General features: G+C 72.5%; 24 protein-coding genes. 23 read left to right on the top strand and 1 reads right to left on the bottom strand.

Annotated features, from left to right (window positions below; all coding sequences use genetic code 11):
* Window positions 1–70 precede the first annotated feature (70 nt).
* The 9 genes from mltG to nusB all read left to right on the top strand — a co-directional run bounded on the left by mltG (window position 71) and on the right by nusB (window position 9,107).
* Window positions 71–1,846, top strand: a complete 1,776-nt coding sequence (mltG, locus tag OHB09_RS05605) for an endolytic transglycosylase MltG (protein ID WP_191854443.1) — start codon at window positions 71–73, stop codon at window positions 1,844–1,846.
* Between the two features lie 10 nt (window positions 1,847–1,856).
* On the top strand, window positions 1,857–2,693 hold the full coding sequence (locus tag OHB09_RS05600) for a shikimate dehydrogenase (RefSeq protein ID WP_006141594.1): 837 nt from the start codon (window positions 1,857–1,859) through the stop codon (window positions 2,691–2,693).
* Window positions 2,694–2,881: 188 nt separating this feature from the next.
* Window positions 2,882–4,066: a chorismate synthase gene (gene aroC / locus OHB09_RS05595; protein WP_006141593.1), complete on the top strand. Its 1,185-nt coding sequence runs from the start codon at window positions 2,882–2,884 to the stop codon at window positions 4,064–4,066.
* A gap of 32 nt (window positions 4,067–4,098) precedes the next feature.
* Window positions 4,099–4,581, top strand: coding sequence for a shikimate kinase (locus OHB09_RS05590; RefSeq protein WP_086010976.1), 483 nt, complete (start codon window positions 4,099–4,101; stop codon window positions 4,579–4,581).
* A complete protein-coding gene (gene aroB, locus OHB09_RS05585; protein ID WP_328921679.1) occupies window positions 4,578–5,669 on the top strand; it encodes a 3-dehydroquinate synthase in 1,092 nt (363 codons plus the stop codon). Before OHB09_RS05590 ends, aroB begins: the two co-directional genes overlap by 4 nt.
* A gap of 181 nt (window positions 5,670–5,850) precedes the next feature.
* The gene (locus OHB09_RS05580) at window positions 5,851–6,822 is read left to right on the top strand and encodes an AAA family ATPase (protein WP_191854444.1); all 972 of its coding nucleotides are present in this window, start codon (window positions 5,851–5,853) and stop codon (window positions 6,820–6,822) included.
* A gap of 110 nt (window positions 6,823–6,932) precedes the next feature.
* Window positions 6,933–8,060 carry an aminopeptidase P family protein gene (locus tag OHB09_RS05575; protein WP_006141588.1) on the top strand — a complete coding sequence of 376 codons (1,128 nt, stop codon included), beginning with the start codon at window positions 6,933–6,935 and terminating at the stop codon, window positions 8,058–8,060.
* Window positions 8,061–8,109: 49 nt separating this feature from the next.
* On the top strand, window positions 8,110–8,676 hold the full coding sequence (efp, locus tag OHB09_RS05570; RefSeq protein ID WP_006141586.1) for an elongation factor P: 567 nt from the start codon (window positions 8,110–8,112) through the stop codon (window positions 8,674–8,676).
* 2 nt (window positions 8,677–8,678) lie between these two features.
* Window positions 8,679–9,107, top strand: coding sequence for a transcription antitermination factor NusB (gene nusB / locus OHB09_RS05565; RefSeq protein ID WP_006141585.1), 429 nt, complete (start codon window positions 8,679–8,681; stop codon window positions 9,105–9,107).
* A 99-nt stretch (window positions 9,108–9,206) separates the two neighbouring features.
* On the opposite strand, the gene bldD is transcribed toward nusB, so the two are convergent.
* Window positions 9,207–9,707: a transcriptional regulator BldD gene (gene bldD / locus OHB09_RS05560; protein WP_006141583.1), complete on the bottom strand. Its 501-nt coding sequence runs from the start codon at window positions 9,705–9,707 to the stop codon at window positions 9,207–9,209.
* Window positions 9,708–10,065: 358 nt separating this feature from the next.
* Here bldD and pyrR point away from each other — a divergent pair, with 358 nt between their 5' ends.
* The 14 genes from pyrR to OHB09_RS05490 all read left to right on the top strand — a co-directional run bounded on the left by pyrR (window position 10,066) and on the right by OHB09_RS05490 (window position 26,715).
* Entirely contained in the window at window positions 10,066–10,650 is a 585-nt protein-coding gene (gene pyrR, locus OHB09_RS05555) for a bifunctional pyr operon transcriptional regulator/uracil phosphoribosyltransferase PyrR (RefSeq protein ID WP_006141582.1), read from the top strand.
* Window positions 10,651–10,839: 189 nt separating this feature from the next.
* Window positions 10,840–11,820, top strand: a complete 981-nt coding sequence (locus OHB09_RS05550; RefSeq protein ID WP_006141581.1) for an aspartate carbamoyltransferase catalytic subunit — start codon at window positions 10,840–10,842, stop codon at window positions 11,818–11,820.
* A gap of 5 nt (window positions 11,821–11,825) precedes the next feature.
* Window positions 11,826–13,121 carry a dihydroorotase gene (locus OHB09_RS05545; RefSeq protein ID WP_328921678.1) on the top strand — a complete coding sequence of 432 codons (1,296 nt, stop codon included), beginning with the start codon at window positions 11,826–11,828 and terminating at the stop codon, window positions 13,119–13,121.
* The gene (locus OHB09_RS05540; protein WP_006141579.1) at window positions 13,118–13,684 is read left to right on the top strand and encodes a PH-like domain-containing protein; all 567 of its coding nucleotides are present in this window, start codon (window positions 13,118–13,120) and stop codon (window positions 13,682–13,684) included. Before OHB09_RS05545 ends, OHB09_RS05540 begins: the two co-directional genes overlap by 4 nt.
* Window positions 13,681–14,835, top strand: coding sequence for a glutamine-hydrolyzing carbamoyl-phosphate synthase small subunit (carA, locus tag OHB09_RS05535; protein ID WP_006141578.1), 1,155 nt, complete (start codon window positions 13,681–13,683; stop codon window positions 14,833–14,835). Before OHB09_RS05540 ends, carA begins: the two co-directional genes overlap by 4 nt.
* Window positions 14,828–18,136 carry a carbamoyl-phosphate synthase large subunit gene (gene carB, locus OHB09_RS05530; RefSeq protein ID WP_328921677.1) on the top strand — a complete coding sequence of 1,103 codons (3,309 nt, stop codon included), beginning with the start codon at window positions 14,828–14,830 and terminating at the stop codon, window positions 18,134–18,136. Before carA ends, carB begins: the two co-directional genes overlap by 8 nt.
* Before the next feature lie 67 nt (window positions 18,137–18,203).
* Window positions 18,204–19,310 carry a quinone-dependent dihydroorotate dehydrogenase gene (locus OHB09_RS05525; RefSeq protein ID WP_191854447.1) on the top strand — a complete coding sequence of 369 codons (1,107 nt, stop codon included), beginning with the start codon at window positions 18,204–18,206 and terminating at the stop codon, window positions 19,308–19,310.
* Window positions 19,307–20,167 (top strand): orotidine-5'-phosphate decarboxylase, encoded by an 861-nt coding sequence (gene pyrF / locus OHB09_RS05520; protein ID WP_191890863.1) that lies wholly within the window; start codon window positions 19,307–19,309, stop codon window positions 20,165–20,167. The genes OHB09_RS05525 and pyrF overlap by 4 nt, the downstream gene beginning before the upstream one ends.
* A gap of 233 nt (window positions 20,168–20,400) precedes the next feature.
* Complete coding sequence (locus OHB09_RS05515) at window positions 20,401–20,724, top strand: integration host factor (RefSeq protein WP_093592676.1); 324 nt, start codon at window positions 20,401–20,403, stop codon at window positions 20,722–20,724.
* A 37-nt stretch (window positions 20,725–20,761) separates the two neighbouring features.
* Window positions 20,762–21,355 carry a guanylate kinase gene (gene gmk / locus OHB09_RS05510; protein WP_050811244.1) on the top strand — a complete coding sequence of 198 codons (594 nt, stop codon included), beginning with the start codon at window positions 20,762–20,764 and terminating at the stop codon, window positions 21,353–21,355.
* 41 nt (window positions 21,356–21,396) lie between these two features.
* Window positions 21,397–21,669: a DNA-directed RNA polymerase subunit omega gene (rpoZ, locus tag OHB09_RS05505; RefSeq protein WP_003982715.1), complete on the top strand. Its 273-nt coding sequence runs from the start codon at window positions 21,397–21,399 to the stop codon at window positions 21,667–21,669.
* Between the two features lie 75 nt (window positions 21,670–21,744).
* Window positions 21,745–23,013 (top strand): bifunctional phosphopantothenoylcysteine decarboxylase/phosphopantothenate--cysteine ligase CoaBC, encoded by a 1,269-nt coding sequence (gene coaBC, locus OHB09_RS05500; RefSeq protein ID WP_240964052.1) that lies wholly within the window; start codon window positions 21,745–21,747, stop codon window positions 23,011–23,013.
* A gap of 240 nt (window positions 23,014–23,253) precedes the next feature.
* A complete protein-coding gene (gene metK / locus OHB09_RS05495) occupies window positions 23,254–24,462 on the top strand; it encodes a methionine adenosyltransferase (protein ID WP_006141571.1) in 1,209 nt (402 codons plus the stop codon).
* Between the two features lie 120 nt (window positions 24,463–24,582).
* On the top strand, window positions 24,583–26,715 hold the full coding sequence (locus OHB09_RS05490; protein WP_328919151.1) for a primosomal protein N': 2,133 nt from the start codon (window positions 24,583–24,585) through the stop codon (window positions 26,713–26,715).
* Window positions 26,716–26,727 lie beyond the last annotated feature (12 nt).

Below are 26,727 nucleotides of genomic sequence, written 5' to 3'. Positions count from 1 at the left end.
ACAGCAAGAGGCGGAACCAAAGCCGGGCACGGGCGCGGCACGATGGAGGCCTCGCGGCTCTAGGGGATCGATGACTGAGTATGGCCGGGGCCCGGGCTCCGAACCGTGGCATCCCGAGGACCCGTTGTACGGGGACGGCGGATGGGGAGGACAGCAGGCGCCCGCCGGCCAGTCCCCCTACGGCGGCCATCAGCAGCCGCAGGCGCAGGGTTACGGCGACTGGAGCCAGGCGCAGCAGCAGCCCGGCTACGACCAGGGACAGCAGCCCTACCAGCAGCAGTACCCGGAGCAGCAGGGGCAGCACTACCAGGGCCACGACCAGTACGGCCGGCCGTACCAGAACGTGCAGGGCGGCTACCCCCAGCAGGACGGGCAGGGCTACGCCGGCCATGTCCAGCAGTACGGGCAGGGGCAGGGCAACGCCGGCTGGGACGGCATGGCACAGCAGCCGCAGGCGCCCGGTCCCGGACAGCAGCCGCAGGTCCCGGCGGGGGCGCAGCAGCCGCAGGTTCCGTACGCCGCCGAGCAGGGCGAGGCCTACGCCGCCCAGCCCGCCACCGGCACCGAGCCGCGCCCGGACTGGGATCCGGGGCCGCCCGAGGAGGAGGAACACCCCTTCTTCGCGGGCGATCCGGACGGGCCGGGCGCCGGCGACCCGGCGGAGGACTCCGACGACCCCGAGGAACGGGACGCCCCCGAAGGCCGCCGCGGCAAGGGGCGTGCCCCCGTCAAGGGCGCCAAGGGCGGCAAGGACAAGGGCCGCAAGCGCCGCAACGGCTGCGCCTGCCTGGTGGTCGTCCTCGTCTTCGGCGGCGGCCTCGGCGGTGTCGGATATGTCGGCTACCACTTCTACCAGAACCGTTACGGCACCGCCCCGGACTACGCGGGCGAGGGCACCGGCGAGAACGTCACGGTCACCGTCGAGAAGGGCACCAACGGCGCCGCCATCGGGCAGCTGCTGAAGAAGGCCGGCGTGGTCAAGAGCGTCGACGCGTTCGTCGCCGCCCAGGCCAACAACCCGCAGGGCAACACCATCCAGGCGGGCGCCTACACGCTGCGCAAGCAGATGTCCGCCGCCAGCGCCGTCGCCCTGATGCTCGATCCCAAGAGCCGCAACAGCCTGATCGTCTTCGAGGGCGAGCGGAACGCCGCGGTCTACGCGGACCTCGACAAGAAGCTCGGCCTGGAGAAGGGCACCACCAAGGGTGTCGCCGCGAAGAAGTGGTCCAAGCTCGGCCTGCCGAGCTGGGCCAACAGCGACGAGGCCATAAAGGACCCGCTGGAAGGATTCCTCTTCCCCTCCAGCTACGCCGCGTCCAAGGGCATGAAGCCCGAGGACGTGCTCGCCGACATGGTCAACCAGGCGAAGAAGCGGTACGCCGAGCTGGGCCTGGACGCGAAGGCCAAGAGCCTCGGCCTCGACAGCCCGCTGCAGGTCCTCACCGTGGCGAGCCTGGTCCAGGCGGAGGGCAAGAACAAGTCCGACTTCGAGAAGGTCGCCCGGGTCGTCTACAACCGGCTGAAGAAGGACAACACCGAGACCTACGGGCTGCTCGACTTCGACTCCACGGTCAACTACCTGCGCGGCGAGTCCAAGCTGGCCACCGGTTCCGTGAACCAGCTCCGCCAGCTCGACGACCCGTACAACACGTACAAGATCAAGGGTCTGCCGCCCGGGCCGATCGGCAACCCCGGCGACGTCGCGATCAAGGCCGCCCTCAACCCGGCCGAGGGGAACTGGTACTACTTCGTCTCGGTCAGCGAGGACAAGACGCTCTTCGCCGAGACCAACGAGGAGCAGAACCGGAACCGCCAGAAGTACCTGGAAAACCAGAACAAGGGATGACGACGCGCAGATGACCGGCTCCGACAGCGACCGCCGGGCGGCCGTGCTCGGCTCCCCGATCGCCCACTCCCTCTCCCCGGTGCTGCACCGCGCCGCCTACGCGGAGCTGGGGCTCACCGGCTGGTCCTACGACCGGTTCGAGGTGGACGAGGCGGGGCTGCCGGGGTTCCTGGAGGAGCTCGGGGGCGAGTGGGCGGGGCTCTCGCTCACGATGCCGCTCAAGCGGGCCGTCATCCCCCTGCTCGACGGGATCAGTGAGACGGCGGCCTCCGTCGAGGCCGTCAACACCGTGGTGTTCACCGAGGACGGCCGCCGGCACGGCGACAACACCGACATCCCCGGGATGGTCGCCGCGCTGCGCGAGCGGGGCATCGAACAGGTGGAGTCCGCCGCGATCCTCGGCGCGGGCGCCACCGCCTCCTCCGCCCTCGCCGCCCTCGCCCGGGTGTGCACCGGCGAGGTCCTCGCCCATGTGCGCAGCGAGGCCCGCGCCGCCGAGATGCGGGAGTGGGGCGCGCGACTTGGCGTGCCGGTCACCGTCCGGGACTGGGAGCGGGCCGGGGAGGCGCTCGGCGCCCCCCTGGTGATCGCCACCACCCCCGCCGGAGCGACCGACGCGCTCGCCGGTGCCGTGCCCGAGCGGCCCGGGACCCTCTTCGACGTCCTCTACGAGCCCTGGCCGACCGCCCTGGCGGCGCGCTGGTCGGCCGGCGGCGGTGCCGTCCTCGGCGGGCTCGACCTCCTCGTGCACCAGGCCGTCCTCCAGGTCGAACGGATGACGGGCGTGCCCGCCGCGCCCCTGGAGGCCATGCGCAAGGCGGGGGAGCAGGCCCTCGGGGCCCGCTGAGCACGTCCCGCGCCGGGGCCGGTGCAGGGCGGCCGCGTCCGCTGTGTGGACCGACGGCCGGTTCCTCCCCGGGGACGTGGGAGGATTCAGGCGGCGGGCCGGCACCGCGCACCCCGGTCACGCCGTCTCCGTACGCGAGGACACGTGTACGGAGGGCAGTGTCGGGGCGCGAGCACTGAGGAGCTTCGTTGAGCAGGCTGCGTTGGCTGACCGCCGGTGAGTCCCACGGTCCCGCACTTGTCGCGACGCTGGAGGGTCTTCCCGCCGGCGTACCGATCACCACCGACATGGTGGCCGACCACCTGGCGAGGCGACGGCTCGGCTACGGGCGCGGCGCCCGGATGAAATTCGAACGCGACGAGGTCACCTTCCTCGGCGGCGTGCGGCACGGACTCACGCTGGGCTCCCCGGTCGCGGTCATGGTGGGCAACACCGAGTGGCCGAAGTGGGAGCAGGTCATGGCGGCCGACCCCGTCGACCCCGAGATCCTCGCGGACCTGGCCCGCAACGCCCCGCTGACCCGGCCCCGCCCCGGCCACGCGGACCTGGCCGGCATGCAGAAGTACGGCTTCGACGAGGCGCGGCCCGTCCTGGAGCGGGCCTCCGCCCGCGAGACGGCCGCGCGGGTGGCGCTGGGCGCGGTGGCCCGCTCCTACCTCAAGGAGACCGCAGGCATCGAGATCGTCTCCCACGTGGTGGAGCTGGCGGAGGCCCGGGCGCCCTACGGCGTGTACCCGACGCCCGCGGACGTCGAGCGGCTCGACGCGGACCCGGTGCGCTGCCTGGACGCGGACGCCTCCGCGGCGATGGTCGACCGGATCGACCAGGCCCACAAGGACGGCGACACCCTCGGCGGCGTGGTCGAGGTGCTCGCCTACGGCGTGCCGGTGGGCCTCGGCTCCCACGTGCACTGGGACCGGCGGCTGGACGCCCGGCTCGCCGCCGCGCTGATGGGCATCCAGGCCATCAAGGGCGTCGAGGTCGGCGACGGCTTCGAACTCGCGCGGGTGCCGGGCTCGCAGGCGCACGACGAGATCCTCGCCACCGACGAGGGCATCAGGCGGTCCTCGGGGCGCTCCGGCGGCACCGAGGGCGGCCTCACCACGGGTGAGCTGCTGCGGGTGCGGGCGGCGATGAAGCCCATCGCGACGGTGCCGCGGGCGCTGCGGACGGTGGACGTCGCCACGGGCGAACAGGCGCAGGCCCATCACCAGCGCTCCGACGTGTGCGCGGTGCCGGCCGCCGGGATCGTCGCGGAGGCGATGGTCGCGCTGGTCCTGGCCGACGCGGTCGCGGAGAAGTTCGGCGGCGACAGCGTCGCCGAGACCCGCCGCAACGTGACCTCCTTCCTCGAGAACCTGGCGATCCGGTGAGCGCCGCCCCGGTCGTCGTCCTGGTCGGCCCGATGGGCGTGGGCAAGTCCACCGTGGGCGAGCTGCTCGCCGAGCGGCTCGGGCTCGGGTACCGGGACACCGACGCCGACATCGTCGCCGCGCGGGGCCTGACCGTCTCGGAGATCTTCCTCGACGAGGGCGAGCCGGTCTTCCGCGCCCTGGAGAAGGACGCCGTGCGGCGGGCGCTGGAGGAGCACGAGGGCGTCCTGGCGCTCGGCGGCGGCGCCGTCCTGGACCCGGACACCCGCGCCCTGCTCGCCGGGCACAAGGTCGTCTACCTCACGATGGACGTCGAGGAGGCCGTCCGGCGCACGGGCCTGAACGCCGCCCGGCCGCTGCTGACCCTCAACCCGCGCAAGCAGTGGCGCGAGCTGATGGAGGCACGGCGGCACCTGTACGAAGAGGTCGCCACCGCGGTGGTGGCCACCGACGGACGCGACCCGGAAGAGGTCGCGCAAGCCGTCCTGGACGCTATGGGGTGGAAGCAGACATGAGCGAGTCGGCCACACGCATCGAGATCGGCGGCACGGCGGGCAGCGAGCCCTACGAGGTCCTGGTGGGCCGGCAGCTCCTCGGCGAGCTGGGCACCCTCGTCGGGCCGAAGGCCAAGCGGATCGCGGTCGTGCACCCCGAGGCGCTCGCCGAGACCGGTGAGGCGCTGCGCGCCGACCTCGCCGACCAGGGCTACGAGGCGATCGCCATCCAGGTGCCGAACGCCGAGGAGGCGAAGACCGCCGAGGTCGCCGCCTACTGCTGGAAGGCGCTCGGGCAGTCCGGCTTCACCCGCACCGACGTGATCGTCGGCGTCGGCGGCGGCGCCACCACCGACCTGGCCGGCTTCGTCGCGGCGACCTGGCTGCGCGGGGTGCGCTGGATCGCCGTGCCGACCACCGTGCTCGCCATGGTGGACGCGGCGGTCGGCGGCAAGACCGGCATCAACACCGCCGAGGGCAAGAACCTGGTGGGCGCCTTCCACCCGCCCGCGGGCGTGCTGTGCGACCTCGCGGCGCTGGAGTCGCTCTCCGTCAACGACTACGTCTCCGGGCTCGCCGAGGTCATCAAGGCGGGCTTCATCGCCGACCCGGTGATCCTCGACCTCATCGAGGAGGACCCGCAGGCCGCCCGCACCCCGGCCGGACCGCACACCGCCGAGCTCATCGAGCGCTCCATCCGGGTCAAGGCCGAGGTCGTCTCCGCCGACCTCAAGGAGTCCGGGCTGCGCGAGATCCTCAACTACGGGCACACCCTCGGTCACGCCATCGAGAAGAACGAGCGCTACAAGTGGCGGCACGGCGCGGCCGTCGCCGTCGGCATGCACTTCGCCGCGGAACTCGGCCGGGTGGCGGGCCGCCTGGACGACGCCACCGCCGACCGGCACCGCAGCATCCTGGAGTCCGTCGGGCTGCCCCTGCACTACCGGCACGACCAGTGGCCCCGTCTCGTGGAGAACATGAGGGTCGACAAGAAGTCCCGCGGCGACCTTCTCCGCTTCATCGTCCTGGACGGTCTCGCCAAGCCGACCGTCCTGGAGGGCCCCGACCCGGCGGTCCTGCTGGCCGCGTACGGCGAAGTCGCCGAGTAACCACCGGGAGCGCGCGCGGGTCCCGCACCCGCCCCGGTCCGGTCCGCGGAGGCACCGGGCACTCCCCGCCGTCCCCGGCCGTTCACACAACGACGGCCGGGGACGGTACCGTTCGGTAGGCGGCGGGCGGTCGGGCCCCGCGGCCGGGACCGACAGCCTGTACGAGACGGAGTGGCACCGGATGCAGCACGCAGGGGGAGCTCCGCTGCCGCCGCCCCCTCGGCCGGGGCAGCCGCCGGCGACCGTGTGGTCCCCGGCCGCACACCATCCCCAGGGTCACCCGGGCCCCGCCCCGGCGACACCGCCGGGCTTCGGCACCGGCCCGGTGCCGCCCCCCGGGGTGCCCTCCACGCACATGCCGGCGCAGCCCGCGCCGCCGCCCCACGCACCCGCGCCGGCCGGTCCGCCCGTGCCACCGGCGCCGCAGGCACCCCCCGCGCCCGCGGGCCCGCCCGCGCATTCCGCCCCGCCGCCCGCGCACTCCGCCCCGCCCGGGCAGGTCCGGCCGGAGACCACCGGCCATGTGACCCTTCCGCCGGGAGGCCCCGTCGGCATCCCGCACGTCCCGCCCGCCGCGGGCGCGCCCGACGTCACGGCCACCACGCTCGCCGTCCTGCTGATCGGCCCCGCGGGTGCCGGCAAGACCAGCGTCGCCAAGTACTGGGCGGACCGCCGCCGCGTCCCCACCGCGCACATCAGCCTCGACGACGTGCGCGAATGGGTGCGTTCCGGTTTCGCCGACCCCCAGTCCGGCTGGAACGACAACTCCGAGGCGCAGTACCGTCTGGCCCGCCGCACCTGCGGCTTCGCCGCCCGCAACTTCCTGGCCAACGGCATCTCCTGCATTCTGGACGACGCCGTCTTCCCGGACCGTCCCGTCGTCGGCCTCGGCGGCTGGAAGCGGCACGTGGGCCCCGGCCTGCTGCCGGTCGTCCTGCTGCCCGGACTGGAGATCGTCCTGGAGCGCAACGCCGAGCGCTCGGGCAACCGCCGCCTCAGCGACGAGGAGGTCGCCCGCATCCACGGGCGCATGGCCGGCTGGTACGGCTCGGGTCTGCCGATCATCGACAATTCCCACCTCGACGTTCCTTCCACCGCACGGCTCCTGGACGACGTCCTGGCCCGGGCGATCGCGAGCCCGCCCACCTGGTGACCGGCCCGTCCGGCGCGTCCGGCCGGGGGTGGCGCACGCCCCCGGGCGTCCGCGCCCCGCTCGGCGGTCCCCAACCGGCACAAATCGCCCATAGCTCATAGGCTCGGGGCATGTCCGAGGTGTACGCGAACCGCCGCAACCGCCTGAGGGACCGCTGCAGCGCGAGCGGCAGCGCGACGGCGCTGATCTCCCGCCCCGTCAACGTCCGCTATCTGGCCGGCGCCGCGCCCCGCGGCGCGGTCCTTCTCCTCGGCCGCGAGGAGGACCTGCTGCTCAGTCCCGGCCCGCCCGATCCGCAGCCCGGCGCCGACCGCCTCGACGAGGCGCTGCGCGTCCAGACCCTGCCGGGCCGCACCGGAGGCCCGAACGCCACCGGCGGCGACGCCGCGGTCGCCGCCGCGGACCTGGCCGCCGACCAGGGTGTCGATTCCCTCGCGGTGGAGGAGCACCACCTCACCGTCTCCCGCCACCGCGCCCTGCGCTCCGTCGCCCCCCGGCTGCGGCTCGACGACGTCGGCGGCATCGTCGAACAACTGCGCCTCGTCAAGGACGAGGAGGAGATCTCCCTGCTGCGCGTCGGCGCGGAGATCGCCGACCAGGCCCTCGGCGAACTCCTGGAGTCGATCCTCGTCGGCCGCACCGAGCGGCACCTCGCCCTCGAACTGGAGCGCCGCCTCGTCGACCACGGCGCCGACGGGCCCGCCTTCACCACCTCCGTGGCCACCGGCCCCCACTCCGGACGCCGCGGCCACCGCCCCACCGACCGGCGCGTGGAGGAAGGGGACTTCCTCACCGTCTGCCTCGGCGCCGCCTACCACGGCTACCGCTGCGAGATCGGCCGTACCTTCGTCATCGGGACCTCGCCCGCCGACTGGCAGATCGAGCTGTACGACCTGGTCTTCGCCGCTCAGCGGGCCGGACGCGAGGCCCTGGCACCCGGTGTGGCGTGCCGGGACGTGGACCGGGTGGCGCGGCAGGTGATCGACTCCGGGGGGCACGGGGACGCGCTGCCGCAGATGACGGGACACGGGGTCGGACTGGAAATCGAGGAGGACCCTCAATTGGCCCCCACGGCCATGGGTAAACTGGACGCTTGCGTGCCGGTCACCGTCGAACCGGGGGTCCACCTCCCGGGCCGGGGCGGTGTCCGGATCGATGACACGCTCGTCGTGCGCCCCGAGGCGGACGGCGGACCCGAGCTACTCACCATCACGACCAAGGAGCTGCTCGCGCTGTAGGCGCGTGTCTTCTTGTCGTCCACTCGTCAGTCCAGGAGATTCCGCAACCGTGGCTTCCACGAACGACCTCAAGAACGGCATGGTGCTCAAGCTCGAAGGCGGCCAGCTCTGGTCCGTCGTCGAGTTCCAGCACGTCAAGCCCGGCAAGGGCCCGGCCTTCGTGCGCACCAAGCTCAAGAACGTGCTCTCCGGCAAGGTCGTCGACAAGACGTTCAACGCCGGCGTCAAGGTCGAGACGGCCACTGTCGACAAGCGCGACATGCAGTTCTCCTACATGGACGGCGACTACTTCGTCTTCATGGACATGGAGACCTACGACCAGCTCCACGTCGACCGCAAGGCCGTCGGTGACGCCGCGAACTTCCTCATCGAGGGCTTCGAGGCCACCGTCGCCCAGCACGAGGGCGAGGTGCTCTTCGTGGAGCTGCCCGCCGCCGTCGAGCTGACCATCCAGGAGACCGAGCCGGGCGTCCAGGGCGACCGCTCCACCGGTGGCACCAAGCCCGCCACCCTGGAGACCGGCCACCAGATCCAGGTCCCGCTCTTCATCACCACCGGTGAGAAGATCAAGGTCGACACCCGTTCGAGTGACTACCTCGGCCGGGTGAACAGCTAACCGTGGCTGCCCGTAACACGGCCCGCAAGCGCGCCTTCCAGATTCTCTTCGAGGGCGACCAGCGGGGTGCCGACGTCCTGACCGTGCTCGCGGACTGGGTCTCCCTCTCCCGGAGCGACACCCGGCAGCCGCCGGTCAGCGAGTACACGATGCAGCTCGTCGAGGGCTACGCGGAGCACGTGACGCGGATCGACGAGCTCCTCGCGCAGTACGCGGTGGGCTGGACGCTGGACCGGATGCCGGTCGTCGACCGCAACATCCTGCGGCTCGGCGCCTACGAGCTGATCTGGGTCGACGAGACGCCCGACGCGGTGGTGCTGGACGAGATGGTGCAGCTCGCCAAGGAGTTCTCCACGGACGAGTCGCCGGGGTTCGTCAACGGCCTCCTCGGCCGTCTGAAGGAGCTGAAGCCCTCGCTGCGGCGCGCCTAGCGCGTATCGCACCGCCGAGGCACCGCAAAGCCGCCGGGGCGGCGGGAACCGGATGGGTTCCCGCCGCCCCGGCGGCACGTTTCTGCGCGAGAGCGGCTCTCAGGCGTCCTCGTGGGCGACGGCGCGGCGCGCGTCCGCGTCGAGAACGCCCCAGGTGATCAGCTGCTCGGTGAGGACCGAGGGCGACTGGTCGTAGATGACGGCGAGTGTCCGCAGGTCGTCCTGGCGGATGGAGAGAACCTTGCCGTTGTAGTCGCCGCGCTGCGACTGGATCGTCGCCGCGTAGCGCTGCAGGGGCCCGGCCTTCTCCACCGGGACCGTGGCCAGCCGCTCCAGGTCGAGGACGAGCTTCGGCGGCGGCTCGGCGGCCCCGCCCGGCGTGGTGCCCGGCAGCAGCTCCTGCACCGGCACCCCGTAGAAGTCCGCGAGCTCGGCGAGGCGCTGCACGGTCACGGCGCGGTCGCCGCGCTCGTAGGAGCCGACGACGACGGCCTTCCAGCGTCCCTGGGACTTCTCCTCGACACCGTGGAGCGAGAGCCCCTGCTGGGTGCGGATGGCCCGGAGCTTGGCCCCGAGCTGCTTGGCGTATTCGCTGGACATATGGCTCCCGGACACTGTGTCGACGTGCGGCGCGGCCGCGCGGCTTGGTGACTCACTGTGAGGTTACGCAGCGTGACTCTGCCCCGTCAAGCGGAATCGGTCGGCCCGCCCCGTCCACCTGCCGGCGACGGGTGGTGACGCCGATCGGGTGAGAGGCGACGGCCGAAGGGGTGACCGGGCGGCGCGGCGGGGCGCGGAGGGGGTGCGGGGAAGGGCGGAGATCCGGGGCATTCCGGGGCGACCGGGGATGTGCGGGGGTGGCCGGCGGGGGCCCGTCCCGGGGCTGGTAGCGTGGACGGCGTACATCCGACGTCCTTTAAGGTCCGTCCCGTGAGGCGGAGAAGGAGGTCCGTTTTTCATGGACACCCCTGTCGACGCGTACGCGTCCGATGCCCGGCCCGTACTCGAGGGCCCCGACATCGCGCGGGTACTGACCCGCATCGCCCACGAGATCGTCGAACGCGCCAAGGGCGCCGACGACGTGGTGCTCCTCGGCATTCCGACCCGCGGCGTCTTCCTCGCCCGCCGGCTCGCCGCCAAGCTCGAGCAGATCACCGGCCGCGCCGTCCCGGTCGGCTCCCTCGACATCACCATGTACCGCGACGACCTGCGCATGCAGCCCCCGCGTGCGCTCGCCCGCACCGAGATCCCCGGGGACGGCGTCGACGGCCGCCTCGTCGTCCTCGTCGACGACGTGCTCTTCTCCGGGCGCACCATCCGCGCCGCCCTGGACGCGCTGGGCGACATCGGCCGGCCGCGCGCCGTGCAGCTCGCCGTCCTCGTCGACCGCGGTCACCGCGAACTCCCGATCCGCGCCGACTACGTCGGCAAGAACCTCCCCACGTCGTTGCGGGAGACGGTCAAGGTCCAGCTCTCCGAGGAGGACGGCCGCGACACCGTGCTGCTCGGTGTGAAGCCGGCCGCCCAGGGCGCCCAGCCCTAGCTTCCGGCGTACGGCACCGCCGTACGCCTGCCGCGAGCGAGCCCGGCCGGGCCCGCGTGCGCCCCCGCACGTGCCGCCCCGCCCGGCGAAGCCCCGCCGGACACCCGCCGGAGGACCCGGTCGCCGGAAGGCGCCCGCCTCCCGGAGCCCGGCCTCCTGCCCAGAACCGCCCTACGGAGCCTGAAAAAGATGCAGCGTCATCTCATCTCGGCCGCCGACCTCACCCGCGACGACGCCGTCCTGATCCTCGACACCGCCGAGGAGATGGCCCGGGTCGCCGACCGGCCGATCAAGAAACTGCCCACCCTGCGCGGCCGTACCGTCGTCAACCTCTTCTTCGAGGACTCGACCCGTACCCGGATCTCCTTCGAGGCCGCCGAGAAGCGCCTGTCCGCGGACGTCATCAACTTCACCGCCAAGGGCTCCAGCGTGTCCAAGGGGGAGTCCCTCAAGGACACCGCGCAGACCCTGGAGGCGATGGGCGTCGACGCCGTCGTCATCCGGCACGGCTCCTCCGGCGCCCCCTACCGGCTGGCCAACTCCGGCTGGATCGACGCCGCCGTGATCAACGCGGGCGACGGCACCCACCAGCACCCCACCCAGGCCCTGCTGGACGCCTTCACCCTGCGCCGCCGCCTGGTCGGCCGGGACGCGGGACTCGGCCAGGACCTCACAGGCCGGCGTGTCACGCTCGTCGGCGACATCCTGCACAGCCGGGTCGCCCGCTCCAACGTCGACCTGCTGCACACCCTGGGCGCCGAGGTCACCCTCGTCGCCCCGCCCACCCTGCTGCCGGTGGGCGTCGAGACCTGGCCCTGCGAGGTCTCCTACGACCTCGACTCCACGCTTCCCAAGTCCGACGCGGTGATGCTGCTCCGCGTGCAGCGCGAACGCATGAACGCCGCGTTCTTCCCGACCGAGCGCGAGTACACCCGCCGCTACGGCCTCGACGCCGACCGCATGGCGCGGATGCCCGAGCAGGCCATCGTGATGCACCCCGGGCCGATGGTCCGCGGCATGGAGATCACCGCCGAGGTCGCCGACTCGCCGCGCTGCACGGCCGTCGAGCAGGTCGCCAACGGCGTCTCGATCCGGATGGCCGTCCTGTACCTGCTGCTCGGCGGCAACGAGCCCGCCCTCACCCACGCCCGCACCACGGAGGAGAAGTAACCGGCATGAGCAAGACCCTGATCCGCGGTGCGAAGGTCCTCGGCGGCGCGCCCCAGGACGTCCTGATCGACGGCGAAACGATCATGCACGTCGGTACCGGGCTCCCCGACGCCGACACCGAGGGCGCCGAGATCGTCGAGGCCGAGGGCAAGGTGCTGCTGCCGGGCCTGGTCGACCTGCACACCCATCTGCGCGAGCCCGGCCGCGAGGACTCCGAGACGGTCCTCACCGGCACCCGGGCCGCCGCCTCCGGCGGCTACACGGCCGTGTTCGCCATGGCCAACACCTTCCCCGTCGCCGACACCGCCGGCGTGGTCGAGCAGGTGTACCGGCTCGGCCGGGAGCACGGCTACTGCGACGTGCAGCCCATCGGCGCCGTCACCGTCGGACTGGAAGGGAAGAAGCTCGCCGAGCTGGGCGCCATGCACGACTCGGCGGCCGGTGTCACCGTCTTCTCCGACGACGGCAAGTGCGTCCACGACGCCGTGATCATGCGCCGCGCCCTGGAGTACGTGAAGGCCTTCGGCGGCGTCGTCGCCCAGCACGCGCAGGAACCCCGGCTCACCGATGGCGCCCAGATGAACGAGGGCGTCGTCTCCGCCGAGCTCGGTCTGGGCGGCTGGCCGGCCGTCGCCGAGGAGTCGATCATCGCCCGGGACGTGCTGCTCGCCGACCACGTCGGCTCCCGCGTCCACATCTGCCACCTGTCCACCGCCGGCAGCGTCGAGATCGTCCGCTGGGCCAAGGCCCGCGGCATCCGGGTGACGGCCGAGGTCACCCCGCACCACCTGCTCCTCACCGACGAGCTGGTGCGCACCTACAACCCGGTCTACAAGGTCAACCCGCCGCTGCGCACCGAGGCCGACGTGCATGCCCTGCGCGAGGCGCTCGCCGACGGCACGATCGACATCGTGGCCACCGACCACGCCCCGCACCCGCACGAGGACAAGGACTGCGAGTGGGCCGCCGCCGCCATGGGCATGGTCGGCCTGGAGACCGCCCTGTCGGTGGTCCAGGAGACGATGGTGGAAACCGGGCTGCTGGACTGGGCCGGGGTCGCCGCGCGCATGTCCGCCACGCCCGCCGAGATCGGACGGGCGCACGGCCACGGCCGGCCCGTCTCGGCAGGTGAGCCCGCCAACCTCACCCTGGTCGACACGGCATACCGTGGGCAGGTGGACCCCGCGGGCTTCGCCTCGCGCAGCCGCAACACCCCCTACGAGGGCCGCGCGCTGCCGGGCCGTGTCACGCACACCTGGCTCCGGGGCAGGGCCACGCTCGTCGACGGGAAGCTCACGTGACATCTCTGCAGCTGCTGGCCGCCGAACAGAAATCGGCGGAAGTGACCGACTGGGCCGCGCGCATCGGCTGGCTGGTGGGTCTCGCCCTCTTCGTCGCGCTCCTCTACTGGCTCATGCGCGAGGGCTGGAAGTGGCGCGGCACCCTCCAGAACGACCTTCCGGAGCTTCCCCTGGCGCCGGACGAGCGGGGGCCCGCCACCCTGACGATGAGCGGCCGCTACCACGGCTCCACCACCGCCGGACAGTGGCTGGACCGCATCGTCGCGCGCGGACTGGGCACCCGCAGCCGCGTCGAGCTCACCCTCACCGGCGCCGGCCTGGACGTCGTACGCCCCGGAGCCGCCGACTTCTTCGTCCCGGCCGCCGCACTGCGCGAGGCCCGGCTCGACAAGGGCATCGCCGGCAAGGTCCTCACCGAGGGCGGACTGCTGGTCGTCACCTGGCAGCACGGCGACAGGCTGATCGACTCCGGCTTCCGCTCCGACCACGCGGCCGAGCACCCGGAATGGGTCAGGACCCTGAACCACATGATCAACAAGACGGAAACGGAAGGCGCACGATGACCACCTCCACAAGGGGAGCCAAGGTTCCCGCCGTACTCGTCCTGGAGGACGGCCGTATCTTCCGCGGCCGTGCCTACGGGGCCGTGGGGGAGACCTTCGGCGAAGCGGTGTTCTCCACCGGCATGACCGGCTACCAGGAGACCCTCACCGACCCGTCCTACCGCCGCCAGGTCGTCGTCATGACCGCCCCGCACGTCGGCAACACCGGCGTCAACGACGAGGACGCCGAGTCCCGGCAGATCTGGGTCGCCGGCTACGTCGTGCGCGACCCCGCACGCGTGCCCTCCAGCTGGCGCAACCGGCGCACCCTCGACGAGGAGCTGGCCGGGCAGGGCGTCGTCGGCATCTCCGGCATCGACACCCGCGCCCTCACCCGCCACCTGCGCGAACGCGGCGCCATGCGCGTCGGCATCTTCAGCGGCGAGGCCCTCGCGGACGATGCCACCCTGCTGGCACGGGTCCAGGAGGCCCCCCAGATGAAGGGCGCCAGCCTCTTCGAGGAGGTCACCACCCCCGAGGCGTACGTCGTCCCGGCGGTCGGCGAGAAGAAGTTCACCGTCGCCGCGATCGACCTCGGCATCAAGGGCATGACCCCGCAGCGCATGGCCGAGCGCGGCATCGAGGTGCACGTGCTGCCCGCGACCGCCACCCTCGACGAGGTGTACGCGGTCGAGCCCGACGGCGTGTTCTTCTCCAACGGCCCCGGCGACCCGGCCACCGCCGACCACCCCGTCGCCCTCATGCGGGGTGTCCTGGAGCGCGGCACCCCGCTGTTCGGGATCTGCTTCGGCAACCAGCTCCTCGGCCGTGCCCTCGGCTTCGGGACCTACAAGCTCAAGTACGGCCACCGCGGCATCAACCAGCCGGTGCAGGACCGCACGACCGGCAAGGTCGAGGTCACCGCGCACAACCACGGCTTCGCCGTCGACGCCCCCACCGACAAGGTCTCCGAGACCCCCTTCGGCCGCGCCGAGGTCTCCCACGTCTGCCTCAACGACAACGTGGTGGAGGGCCTCCAGCTCCTGGACCGGCCGGCCTTCAGCGTCCAGTACCACCCCGAGGCGGCGGCCGGCCCGCACGACGCCGCCTACCTGTTCGACCGTTTCACGTCTTTGATGAGCACAGTCCCGATGGAGGGCCAGCGTGCCTAAGCGCACCGATATCCAGTCCGTCCTGGTCATCGGCTCCGGCCCGATCGTCATCGGCCAGGCCGCCGAATTCGACTACTCCGGCACCCAGGCGTGCCGCGTCCTCAAGGCCGAGGGTCTGCGGGTCGTCCTGGTCAACTCCAACCCGGCGACGATCATGACCGACCCGGAGATCGCCGACGCCACCTACGTCGAGCCGATCACCCCCGAGTTCGTCGAGAAGATCATCGCCAAGGAGCGCCCGGACGCCCTGCTGCCCACCCTGGGCGGCCAGACCGCCCTGAACACCGCGATCTCGCTGCACGAGAACGGCGTCCTGGAGAAGTACGGCGTCGAGCTCATCGGCGCCAACGTGGAGGCCATCCACAAGGGCGAGGACCGGGACCAGTTCAAGCTGGTCGTCGAGGAGGTCCGCAAGAAGATCGGGCACGGCGAGTCCGCCCGCTCGGTCATCTGCCACACCATGGACGACGTCCTCGCGGGCGTCGAGACGCTCGGCGGCTACCCGGTCGTCGTACGGCCCTCCTTCACGATGGGCGGCGCCGGCTCCGGCTTCGCCCACGACGAGGAGGAGCTGCGCCGCATCGCCGGCACCGGCCTCACCCTCTCGCCGACCACCGAGGTGCTCCTGGAGGAGTCCATCCTCGGCTGGAAGGAGTACGAGCTGGAGCTGATGCGCGACAAGAACGACAACGTCGTGGTCGTCTGCTCCATCGAGAACTTCGACCCGATGGGCGTGCACACCGGCGACTCCATCACCGTCGCCCCCGCGATGACGCTCACCGACCGCGAGTACCAGATCCTGCGCGACATGGGCATCGCGATCATCCGCGAGGTCGGCGTCGACACCGGCGGCTGCAACATCCAGTTCGCCGTCAACCCCGTGGACGGCCGGGTCATCGTCATCGAGATGAACCCCCGCGTCTCGCGCTCCTCGGCGCTCGCCTCCAAGGCGACCGGCTTCCCCATCGCCAAGATCGCCGCGAAGCTCGCCGTCGGCTACACCCTCGACGAGATCCCCAACGACATCACCGAGCAGACCCCGGCCTCCTTCGAGCCCACGCTCGACTACGTCGTCGTCAAGGCCCCCCGCTTCGCCTTCGAGAAGTTCCCCTCCGCCGACTCCACGCTGACCACCACCATGAAGTCGGTCGGCGAGGCCATGGCGATCGGCCGGAACTTCACCGAGGCCTTCCAGAAGGCGCTGCGCTCCCTGGAGAAGAAGGGCAGCCAGTTCACGTTCGTCGGCGACCCCGGCGACAAGGCCGCGCTGCTCGAGGAGGCGGTCCGCCCCACCGACGGCCGGATCAACGCCGTCATGGGCGCCATCCGCGCGGGCGCCACCCCCGAGGAGGTCTTCGAGGCCACCAAGATCGACCCCTGGTTCGTCGACCAGCTCTACCTCCTCAAGGAGATCGCCGACGAGGTCGCCTCCGTCGAGCGGCTCGACGCCGGACTGCTCGCCGAGGCCAAGCGGCACGGCTTCTCCGACCATCAGATCGGCGAGATCCGCGGCCTGCGCGAGGACGTCGTGCGCGAGGTGCGGCACGCGCTCGGCGTGCGCCCGGTCTACAAGACGGTCGACACCTGCGCCGCCGAGTTCGCCGCCCGGACGCCGTACTTCTACTCCTCCTACGACGAGGAGAGCGAGGTCGCGCCGCGCGAGAAGCCCGCGGTGATCATCCTGGGCTCCGGCCCGAACCGCATCGGCCAGGGCATCGAGTTCGACTACTCCTGCGTCCACGCCTCCTTCGCCCTCAGCGACGCCGGCTACGAGACCGTGATGGTCAACTGCAACCCGGAGACCGTCTCCACCGACTACGACACCTCCGACCGGCTCTACTTCGAGCCGCTCACCCTGGAGGACGTCCTGGAGATCGTCCACGCCGAGCAGCAGGCCGGACCCGTCGCGGGCGTCCTCGTCCAGCTCGGCGGGCAGACCCCGCTCGGCCTCGCGCAGGCGCTCAAGGACAACGGCGTGCCCGTCGTCGGCACCTCCCCGGAGGCCATCCACGCCGCCGAGGACCGCGGCGCCTTCGGCCGCGTGCTCGCCGAGGCCGGCCTGCCCGCCCCCAAGCACGGCACCGCCACCACCTTCGCCGAGGCCAAGGCCATCGCCGACGAGATCGGCTACCCGGTCCTGGTGCGGCCCTCCTACGTGCTCGGCGGCCGCGGCATGGAGATCGTCTACGACGAGACCCGGCTCTCGGCGTACATCGAGGAGTCCACCGAGATCAGCCCCTCCCGGCCGGTCCTGGTCGACCGCTTCCTCGACGACGCCATAGAGATCGACGTCGACGCCCTCTACGACGGCGAGGAGCTCTACCTCGGCGGCGTCATGGAGCACATCGAGGAGGCCGGCATCCACTCCGGCGACTCGGCCTGCGCCCTGCCCCCGATCACCCTCGGCGGCCACGACGTCAAGCGGCTGCGCGCCTCCACCGAGGCCATCGCGCGCGGCGTCGGCGTCCGCGGACTGATCAACATCCAGTTCGCGCTGTCCGGCGACATCCTCTACGTCCTGGAGGCCAACCCGCGCGCCTCCCGCACGGTCCCCTTCACCTCCAAGGCGACCGCGGTGCCGCTGGCCAAGGCCGCCGCCCGCATCTCCCTCGGGGCGACCGTCGCCGAACTGCGCGCCGAGGGCCTGCTGCCGAGGAACGGCGACGGCGGTACCCTCCCGCTGGACGCGCCGATCTCCGTCAAGGAGGCCGTGCTGCCCTGGAGCCGCTTCCGGGACACCTCCGGACGCGGCGTCGACACCGTGCTCGGCCCGGAGATGCGCTCCACCGGCGAGGTCATGGGCATCGACTCCGTCTTCGGCACGGCCTACGCCAAGTCGCAGGCCGCCGCCTACGGCCCGTTGCCCACCAAGGGCCGCGCGTTCATCTCGGTGGCCAACCGCGACAAGCGGTCCATGATCTTCCCCGCCCGGGAACTGGTCGCCCACGGCTTCGAGCTGTTGGCCACCTCCGGAACCGCCGAGGTGCTGCGGCGCAACGGCATCGACGCCACCGTCGTGCGCAAGCAGTCCGAGGGCCCCGGCCCGAACGGCGAGAAGACCATCGTCCAGCACATCCACGACGGCGAGGTCGACCTCATCGTCAACACCCCCTACGGCACCGGCGGCCGCCTCGACGGCTACGAGATCCGTACGGCGGCCGTCTCCCGCTCCGTGCCCTGCCTGACGACGGTCCAGGCGCTGGCCGCCGCCGTCCAGGGCATCGACGCCCTCCACGCAGGCGGCGTGGGCGTGCGCTCCTTGCAGGAACACGCCGAATTCCTGACCGCGGCCCGCGACTGACGGACGAGGGGGACACCGGGAACGGTGTCCCCCTCCTCATGAGGACACCAGGACACCCAGGACACACATGTACCCGCTCTTCTTCCGGCTCGTCTTCTCCCGTCTGGACCCGGAACGGGCGCACCACCTCGCGGTGCGCTGGATCCGCCTCGTCGCCCGCGTCCCCGTGCTGCGCACCTTCGTCGCGGCGGCCCTCGCCCCCCGCCACAAGGAACTGCGCACCGAGGCCCTCGGACTGCGCCTGCACAGCCCCTTCGGGCTCGCGGCCGGCTTCGACAAGAACGCCCTCGCGATCGACGGCCTGGCCATGCTCGGCTTCGACCACGTCGAGATCGGCACCGTCACCGGCGAGCCCCAGCCCGGCAACCCGAGGAAGCGGCTGTTCCGCCTGGTCCAGGACCGGGCCCTGATCAACCGCATGGGCTTCAACAACGAGGGCTCGGCCGCCGTCGCCGCCCGCCTGGCCGCCCGCACCCCCGTCTTCCGCACGGTGCTCGGCGTCAACATCGGCAAGACCAAGGTCGTCCCGGAGGAGGAGGCCGCCGCCGACTACGTGAAGTCCGCCGAGCGGCTCGCCCCGCACGCCGACTACCTCGTCGTCAACGTCTCCTCGCCCAACACCCCCGGCCTGCGCAACCTCCAGGCCACACAGGCCCTGCGCCCGCTGCTCACCGCCGTCCGCGAGGCCGCCGACCGCGCGGTGACCGGACGCCGGGTCCCCCTGCTCGTCAAGATCGCGCCCGATCTGGCCGACGAGGACGTGGACGCCGTCGCCGACCTGGCCGTGGAACTCGGCCTGGACGGGATCATCGCCACCAACACCACCGTCGCCCGGGAGGGCCTCGGCCTGCGCGCCGCCCCGTCCGTGACCGCGGAGACCGGCGGACTGTCCGGCGCGCCGCTCAAGGAACGTTCCCTGGAGGTGCTGCGCCGCCTCCACGCCCGCGTGGGCGACCGCGTCACCCTGGTCGGCGTCGGCGGCATCGAGGACGCCGAGGACGCCTGGCGGCGCATCCTGGCCGGCGCCACCCTCGTCCAGGGCTACAGCGCCTTCATCTACCAGGGCCCCTTCTGGGCCCGCGGGATCCACAAGGGTCTCGCCGCGCGCCTGCGCAGCAGCCCGTACGCCACCCTCGCCGACGCGGTCGGCGCCGACGTGAGGAAGCACGCATGACGGTGATGGAACCCTTCGGAGCCCGGCTGCGCCGTGCCATGGACGCGCGCGGACCGCTGTGCGTCGGCATCGACCCGCACGCCTCCCTGCTCACCGAGTGGGGACTGAACGACGACGTGGCCGGTCTGGAGCGGTTCAGCCGCACGGTCGTCGAGGCCGTCGCCGACCGGGTCGCCGTCCTGAAGCCGCAGAGCGCGTTCTTCGAGCGCTTCGGCTCCCGCGGCCTCGCCGTCCTGGAGAGGACGGTCCAGGAGGCCAGGGCCGCCGGCGCCCTCGTCGTCATGGACGCCAAGCGCGGCGACATCGGCTCCACCATGGCGGCCTACGCCGAGGCCTTCCTGCACAAGGACGCGCCCCTGTTCTCGGACGCGCTCACCGTCTCGCCCTACCTGGGGTACGGATCGCTGCGGCCCGCCGTGGAGCAGGCCCGGGAGAGCGGCGCCGGTCTCTTCGTGCTCGCCCTCACCTCCAACCCGGAGGGCGGCGAGGTGCAGCACGCGGTCCGCGCCGGGGACGGCGAGGGCCCGGGACGGAACGTGGGCGCCACGATCCTCGCCCACCTGGCCGCGGAGAACGCGGGGGAGGAGCCGCTCGGTTCCTTCGGCGCGGTCGTCGGCGCGACGCTCGGCGACCTGTCCTCCTACGACCTGGCGATCAACGGGCCGCTCCTCGCGCCCGGCGTCGGCGCCCAGGGCGCCACCCCCGCCGATCTCCCGCGGGTCTTCGGCGCGGCCTCGGGCGAGGTCGTCCCCAACGTCAGCCGGGGGGTGCTCCGGCACGGGCCCGACACGGGCGCGCTGCGGGCCGCCTCGGACCGCTTCGCGGAGGAGGTCAGGGCCGCTCTGGCCGTCTCCTGAGCCCACTTGAGCGTGAATACAGGCTCAAATCCGCGCCGGTATGCCGTAAATGCCCGGCTCGACAGAGGCTGACCAGGACTTTTCCGCTGTTCTCGCTGACTCTCGCGGCCTTGACCGCTAGTCTCCGACGAGAGTCGACGGGCAAGCGTGTTGCTCGCGGCTCACCTGGTGTGGGACGACTAGGTTCCTCACCGGTCCGTATCCGACAGTTCGACATCCGAGGTGACGTAGGCGTGGCTCTTCCGCCCCTTACCCCCGAACAGCGCGCAGCCGCGCTCCAAAAGGCCGCCGCGGCTCGCCGGGAGCGGGCCGAGGTGAAGAATCGACTCAAGCACTCCGGCGCCTCCCTTCACGAGGTCATCAAGCAGGGCCAGGAGAACGACGTCATCGGCAAGATGAAGGTCTCCGCACTCCTCGAGTCCCTCCCGGGCGTGGGCAAGGTCCGCGCCAAGCAGATCATGGAGCGGCTCGGCATCTCCGAGAGCCGCCGGGTCCGCGGCCTCGGCTCCAACCAGATCGCCTCCCTGGAGCGTGAGTTCGGCAGCCAGGCCAGCTGAGTCCGGGGCACTCCGGGATTGCTGGAATAATCGCCGCATGGCTGTAACACCCCGGGGGACGTCCCCCGTACCCCCGGACGCACGTCCGCGGCTGACCGTGCTCTCCGGCCCCTCCGGGGTCGGCAAGAGCACGGTCGTCGCTCATATGCGCAAGGAACACCCCGAGGTATGGCTCTCGGTGTCGGCGACGACCCGGACGCCCCGCCCCGGTGAGAAGCACGGCGTCCAGTACTTCTTCGTCACTGACGAGGAGATGGACAAGCTGATCGCCAACGGCGAGCTGCTGGAATGGGCCGAGTTCGCCGGCAACCGCTACGGCACGCCGCGCGCCGCCGTGCTGGAGCGCCTGGAGGCCGGCGAGCCGGTCCTGCTGGAGATCGACCTCCAGGGGGCCCGGCTGGTCCGCGAGTCCATGCCGGACGCCCGGCTCGTGTTCCTGGCACCTCCCTCCTGGGAGGAACTGGTGCGCAGGCTCACCGGTCGCGGCACCGAGCCGCCCGAGGTGATCGAGCGCCGCCTCGCCGTGGCCAAGATCGAGCTCGCGGCCGAGTCGGAGTTCGACGAGACCCTCGTCAACACCTCCGTCGAGGACGTGGCGCGCGAGCTGCTAGCCTTGATGGACGTAGTGTGATCGTTTTCTTCGATCTCATCCCACCTTTCGGAAGGTAGAGCGTGTCCTCTTCCATCACCGCGCCCGAGGGCATCATCAACCCGCCGATCGACGAGCTCCTCGAGGCCACCGACTCGAAGTACAGCCTCGTGATCTACGCGGCCAAGCGGGCCCGCCAGATCAACGCGTACTATTCGCAGCTCGGCGAGGGCCTCCTCGAGTACGTCGGTCCCCTCGTCGACACGCACGTCCACGAGAAGCCGCTCTCGATCGCCCTGCGCGAGATCAACGCCGGTCTGCTGACCTCCGAGGCCGTCGAGGGCCCGGCGCAGTAACGGCGGTAGCATTTTCGGACCGCAACTGGTTTTTCCACAGGCCCGGCAGCGCGACTGCCGGGCCTGTGGTGTGTCATGGAACCCGTACGCCGATCTGCCGGGGCGTACGAGCGTCGAGAGCGGGGAGGCCCGGTGCGTCCGGACAGCAAGCCCAAGGTCGTTCTGGGGGTCAGCGGCGGTATCGCCGCCTACAAGGCGTGCGAGCTGCTGCGCCGGCTGACCGAGTCGGGCCATGACGTCCGCGTCGTCCCCACCGCCTCCGCGCTGCACTTCGTCGGCGCCGCCACCTGGTCCGCGCTCTCCGGCCACCCGGTCTCCACCGAGGTCTGGGACGACGTCCACGAGGTGCCGCACGTGCGCATCGGCCAGGCCGCCGACCTCGTCGTGGTCGCCCCCGCCACCGCCGACACCCTGGCCAGGGCCGCCCACGGCCTCGCCGACGACCTGCTGACCAACACCCTGCTCACCGCCCGCTGCCCGGTCGTCTTCGCCCCCGCGATGCACACCGAGATGTGGGAGCACCCCGCCACCCGGGAGAACGTGGCGACGCTGCGCCGCCGCGGCGCCGTCGTGATCGAGCCCGCCGTCGGCCGCCTCACCGGCGTCGACACCGGCAAGGGCCGGCTGCCCGACCCGGCCGAGATCTTCGAGGTCTGCCGCCGTGTCCTGGCCCGGGGCGTTGCGGAACCCGACCTCGCCGGGCGGCACGTCGTGGTCAGCGCCGGCGGCACCCGGGAGCCGCTCGACCCCGTCCGCTTCCTCGGCAACCGCTCCTCCGGCAAGCAGGGCTACGCCCTCGCGCGGACCGCCGCCGCGCGGGGCGCCCGGGTCACGCTGATCGCCGCCAACGCCGCGCTGCCCGACCCGGCCGGCGTGGACGTGGTCCCGGTGGGCACGGCGGTGCAGCTGCGCGAGGCCGTGCTGAAGGCGGCCGCCGAGGCCGACGCGGTCGTCATGGCCGCCGCCGTCGCCGACTTCCGCCCCGCCGCCTACGCCACCGGAAAGATCAAGAAGAAGGACGGACAGGAGCCCGAACCGGTCGCGCTGGTGCGCAATCCGGACGTTCTCGCGGAGATATCGGCCGACCGGGCGAGGTCCGGCCAGGTGATCGTGGGATTCGCCGCCGAGACCGACGACGTCCTCGCCAACGGCCGCGCCAAGCTCGCGCGCAAGGGCTGCGACCTGCTCGTCGTCAATGAGGTGGGGGAGCACCGCACCTTCGGCGCCGAGGAGAACGAGGCGGTGGTCCTGGGGGCCGACGGCAGCGAAACCCCCGTGCCGCACGGCCCGAAGGAGGCCCTGGCGGACACCGTCTGGGACCTCGTGGCCGCCCGTCTGGCCTGACCGCGCGGCCGGGCCCGGCGGACCCGCGCCCTCCGCTCGTGCACGCTGTCCGGGGCCTCTGGCACGCGGGCCCGGCATTGGGCAGAATGCCCGTGCCGCAGGTCACAGTGCGCCCGAGAGGCGAGACGGGTGGGCCCGTGGCCGGGCATGACCGATAAACTGTCCCCGGACGTCGCCGGGCGCAGCCCCCGCCCGTCCACCAATGATCAGCCAGCAGCCGCTGCAACCCCAGGGAGCGTTGTGTCCCGTCGCCTGTTCACCTCGGAATCAGTGACCGAGGGTCACCCGGACAAGATCGCTGACCAGATCAGTGACACCATTCTCGATGCGCTCCTGCGGGAGGACCCGACCTCCCGGGTCGCCGTGGAGACGCTGATCACCACCGGCCTCGTGCACGTGGCCGGCGAGGTCACGACCAAGGCGTACGCGGACATCGCGACGCTGGTGCGCAACACGATCCTCGGGATCGGCTACGACTCGTCCAAGAAGGGCTTCGACGGCGCCTCCTGCGGTGTCTCCGTCTCCATCGGCGCCCAGTCCCCGGACATCGCCCAGGGAGTGGACGCGGCCTACGAGAACCGGGTCGAGGGCGATGAGGACGAGCTGGACCGGCAGGGCGCCGGCGACCAGGGCCTGATGTTCGGGTACGCCTCCGACGAGACGCCCACGCTGATGCCGCTGCCGATCTTCCTGGCCCACCGGCTGTCCAAGCGCCTCTCCGACGTGCGCAAGAACGGCACCATCCCCTACCTGCGCCCGGACGGCAAGACGCAGGTCACCATCGAGTACGACGGCGACAAGGCGGTCCGCCTCGACACCGTCGTCGTCTCCTCCCAGCACGCCAGTGACATCGACCTGGAGTCGCTGCTGGCCCCCGACATCCGCGAGTTCGTCGTCGAGCCCGAGCTGAAGGCCCTGCTGGACGACGGCATCAAGCTGGAGACCGAGGGCTACCGCCTGCTGGTCAACCCCACCGGCCGCTTCGAGATCGGCGGCCCGATGGGTGACGCCGGCCTCACCGGCCGCAAGATCATCATCGACACCTACGGCGGCATGGCCCGCCACGGCGGCGGTGCCTTCTCCGGCAAGGACCCGTCCAAGGTCGACCGCTCGGCCGCCTACGCGATGCGCTGGGTCGCCAAGAACGTGGTCGCCGCGGGCCTCGCCTCGCGCTGCGAGGTCCAGGTCGCCTACGCGATCGGCAAGGCCGAGCCCGTCGGCCTCTTCGTGGAGACCTTCGGCACCGCCAAGGTCGACGCCGAGAAGATCGAGGCCGCCATCTCCGAGGTCTTCGACCTGCGCCCCGCCGCGATCATCCGCGACCTCGACCTGCTCCGCCCGATCTACGCCCAGACGGCCGCCTACGGCCACTTCGGCCGCGAACTGGCCGACTTCACCTGGGAGCGCACGGACCGGATGGACGCGCTGCGCAAGGCGGCGGGTCTCTGACACCGGGCACATCCCGTCGTTCCGCCGGGCCCGGCCCCTCCACGGGGGCCGGGCCCACGCGGTTCGTGCCCGCCGCCCGTCGCTGCTCCACTGTCAGTGCCCTTTGGTAAAAATGCTGGTGTGAGCGGCGAGAACGGGCAGGCGGGGGGCGGGGGCGCCGGGGGTGACGGGGCGCCGCCGGAGCAGCTTGCGTTGATTCGCGAGAGTGTGCGCAGGGCGAAGGTGCCCCGGGCCAAGCCGCGCACCTGGCGGGGGGCGGCGCTGGCCAAGGAGCTGCCCGTGGCCCGGGTGCTGGTCGACAAGGGTGTCCTGCACCTCGACCGGTACTTCGACTACGCCGTGCCCGAGGAACTCGACGAGGCCGCGCAGCCGGGGGTACGGGTGCGGGTGAGGTTCGGCGCCGGGGGGCGCACCGTCCGGGAGGGGCGGCGCGAGGGTGGGAGCCTCATCGACGGCTACCTCGTCGAACGGGTCGCCGAGTCCGACTACGCCGGGCCGCTGGCCGCCCTCGCCCAGGTCGTCTCGCCGGAGCCGGTGCTCGACCCCGAGCTGCTGGGCCTCGCCCGGGCCGTCGCCGACCGGTATGCGGGCAGCCTCGCCGATGTGCTGCAACTGGCGGTGCCGCCGCGGCACGCCCGCGCCGAGGCCCGCGAGTTGGGTGCGCCGCCCGCCCCGCCCGCCCCGCCGGAGCCCGGGAGCTGGGCGCGTTACGGCAGGGGCGAGGGATTCCTGCGCGCCCTGGCCGGCGGTGGCGCGCCCCGAGCGGTGTGGACGGCGCTGCCCGGCCCCGAGTGGGCCGAGGAGATCGCCCGGGCCGTGGCGGCCACGCTCGCCTCGGGCCGGGGCGCGCTCGTCGTCGTCCCCTCCGGGCGCCCCGCCGGCCGGGTCGACGCCGCGCTCACCGCCCTGCTCGGAGAGGGGCAGCACGCGGTGCTGACCGCCGACGCGGGGCAGGAGCGGCGTTACCGGGAGTGGCTCGCCGTGCGCCGGGGTGCGGTGCGGGCCGTCGTCGGCACCCGCGCCGCGATGTTCGCGCCGGTGCGGAACCTGGGCCTGGTCGTCGTGTGGGACGACGGCGACTCCGGGCACAGCGACGACCACGCACCCTTCCCGCATGTGCGCGAGGTGCTGGAACTGCGCGCCACCCGGGACCGGTGCGCCTTCCTGCTGGGCGGCTGGAGCTGCACGGTGGAGGCCGCGCAACTGGTGGAGAGCGGCTGGGCCGCGCCCCTGGTCGCCGAGCGGGAAACGGTGCGGGCCACCGCCCCACTGGTGCGGACCGTGGGGGACCAGGACCTGGCACGTGACGAGGCCGCCAGGGCCGCCAGGCTGCCCACGCTCGCCTGGCAGGCGCTGCGGGAGGGGCTGCGGCAGGGACCGGTGCTGATCCAGGTGCCGCGGCGGGGGTACGTACCCCGGCTGGCCTGTGCCCAGTGCCGGGCGCCGGCCCGTTGCCGGCGCTGCGCCGGGCCGCTGGAGGCACGGGACGACGGAGAACTGCGCTGTGTGTGGTGCGGTACCGGGGAGACCTCCTGGCACTGCCCGGAGTGCGGCGGGTTCCGGCTGCGGGCGCAGGTCGTGGGGGCGCGACGGACGGCGGAGGAGCTGGGGCGGGCGTTCCCGGCGGTGCCGGTGCGCACCTCGGGTCGCGAGCACGTGCTGGACACGGTGCCGGGGACACCGGCGCTGGTGGTGAGCACACCCGGGGCCGAGCCCGTCGCCGAGGGCGGCTACGCGGCCGCGCTGCTGCTCGACGGATGGGCGATGCTCGGCAGGCCGGACCTGCGGGCGGGGGAGGAGGCGCTGCGCCGCTGGATCGGGGCGGCCGCGCTCGTCCGGCCCCAGAGTGCGGGGGGCACGGTGGTGATCGTCGCCGAGCCGACGCTGCGGCCCGTGCAGGCGCTGGTCCGCTGGGACCCGGCCGGGCACGCGGTGCGGGAACTGGGGGAGCGGCGCGAGCTGGCCTTCCCGCCGGTGTTCCGGATGGCGGCGGTGGCGGGTCCGGTGGGCACGGTGGCGGAGTTCCTGGCGGGAGTGGAGCTGCCGGGGGACGCGGAGGTGCTCGGACCGGTGCCGGTCGCCGCGCCGGGGGGTGCCGCCCCGTCGGCGGAGAGCGAACGGGCGCTGGTCCGGGTGCCGCCGGGGAGCGGTGCGGGGCTCGCGGCGGCGCTCAAGATGGCGCAGGCGGCACGGATGGCACGCGGAGCGGGCCCCGAGGTGCGGATACGCATCGACCCGCCGGACATCGGCTGAGGGGCTCCCCGC

Source organism: Streptomyces griseoaurantiacus, assembly GCF_036189845.1.
GTDB classification, from domain to species: Bacteria; Actinomycetota; Actinomycetes; order Streptomycetales; family Streptomycetaceae; genus Streptomyces; species Streptomyces griseoaurantiacus.
The sequence above is the reverse complement of the archived record's forward strand: the minus strand, read 5'-3'. Positions and strand labels throughout refer to the sequence as shown.

What these genes read in the sequence shown, in the direction of transcription:
- mltG (WP_191854443.1), top strand. Translation starts at nt 71, where the DNA reads ATGACTGAGTATGGCCGGGGCCCGGGCTCCGAACCGTGGCATCCCGAG.
- OHB09_RS05600 (WP_006141594.1), top strand. Translation starts at nt 1,857, where the DNA reads ATGACCGGCTCCGACAGCGACCGCCGGGCGGCCGTGCTCGGCTCCCCG.
- OHB09_RS05590 (WP_086010976.1), top strand. Translation starts at nt 4,099, where the DNA reads ATGGGCGTGGGCAAGTCCACCGTGGGCGAGCTGCTCGCCGAGCGGCTC.
- aroB (WP_328921679.1), top strand. Translation starts at nt 4,578, where the DNA reads ATGAGCGAGTCGGCCACACGCATCGAGATCGGCGGCACGGCGGGCAGC.
- OHB09_RS05580 (WP_191854444.1), top strand. Translation starts at nt 5,851, where the DNA reads ATGCAGCACGCAGGGGGAGCTCCGCTGCCGCCGCCCCCTCGGCCGGGG.
- OHB09_RS05575 (WP_006141588.1), top strand. Translation starts at nt 6,933, where the DNA reads ATGTCCGAGGTGTACGCGAACCGCCGCAACCGCCTGAGGGACCGCTGC.
- bldD (WP_006141583.1), bottom strand. Translation starts at nt 9,707, where the DNA reads ATGTCCAGCGAATACGCCAAGCAGCTCGGGGCCAAGCTCCGGGCCATC.
- pyrR (WP_006141582.1), top strand. Translation starts at nt 10,066, where the DNA reads ATGGACACCCCTGTCGACGCGTACGCGTCCGATGCCCGGCCCGTACTC.
- OHB09_RS05550 (WP_006141581.1), top strand. Translation starts at nt 10,840, where the DNA reads ATGCAGCGTCATCTCATCTCGGCCGCCGACCTCACCCGCGACGACGCC.
- OHB09_RS05545 (WP_328921678.1), top strand. Translation starts at nt 11,826, where the DNA reads ATGAGCAAGACCCTGATCCGCGGTGCGAAGGTCCTCGGCGGCGCGCCC.
- carA (WP_006141578.1), top strand. Translation starts at nt 13,681, where the DNA reads ATGACCACCTCCACAAGGGGAGCCAAGGTTCCCGCCGTACTCGTCCTG.
- OHB09_RS05525 (WP_191854447.1), top strand. Translation starts at nt 18,204, where the DNA reads ATGTACCCGCTCTTCTTCCGGCTCGTCTTCTCCCGTCTGGACCCGGAA.
- pyrF (WP_191890863.1), top strand. Translation starts at nt 19,307, where the DNA reads ATGACGGTGATGGAACCCTTCGGAGCCCGGCTGCGCCGTGCCATGGAC.
- gmk (WP_050811244.1), top strand. Translation starts at nt 20,762, where the DNA reads ATGGCTGTAACACCCCGGGGGACGTCCCCCGTACCCCCGGACGCACGT.
- coaBC (WP_240964052.1), top strand. Translation starts at nt 21,745, where the DNA reads ATGGAACCCGTACGCCGATCTGCCGGGGCGTACGAGCGTCGAGAGCGG.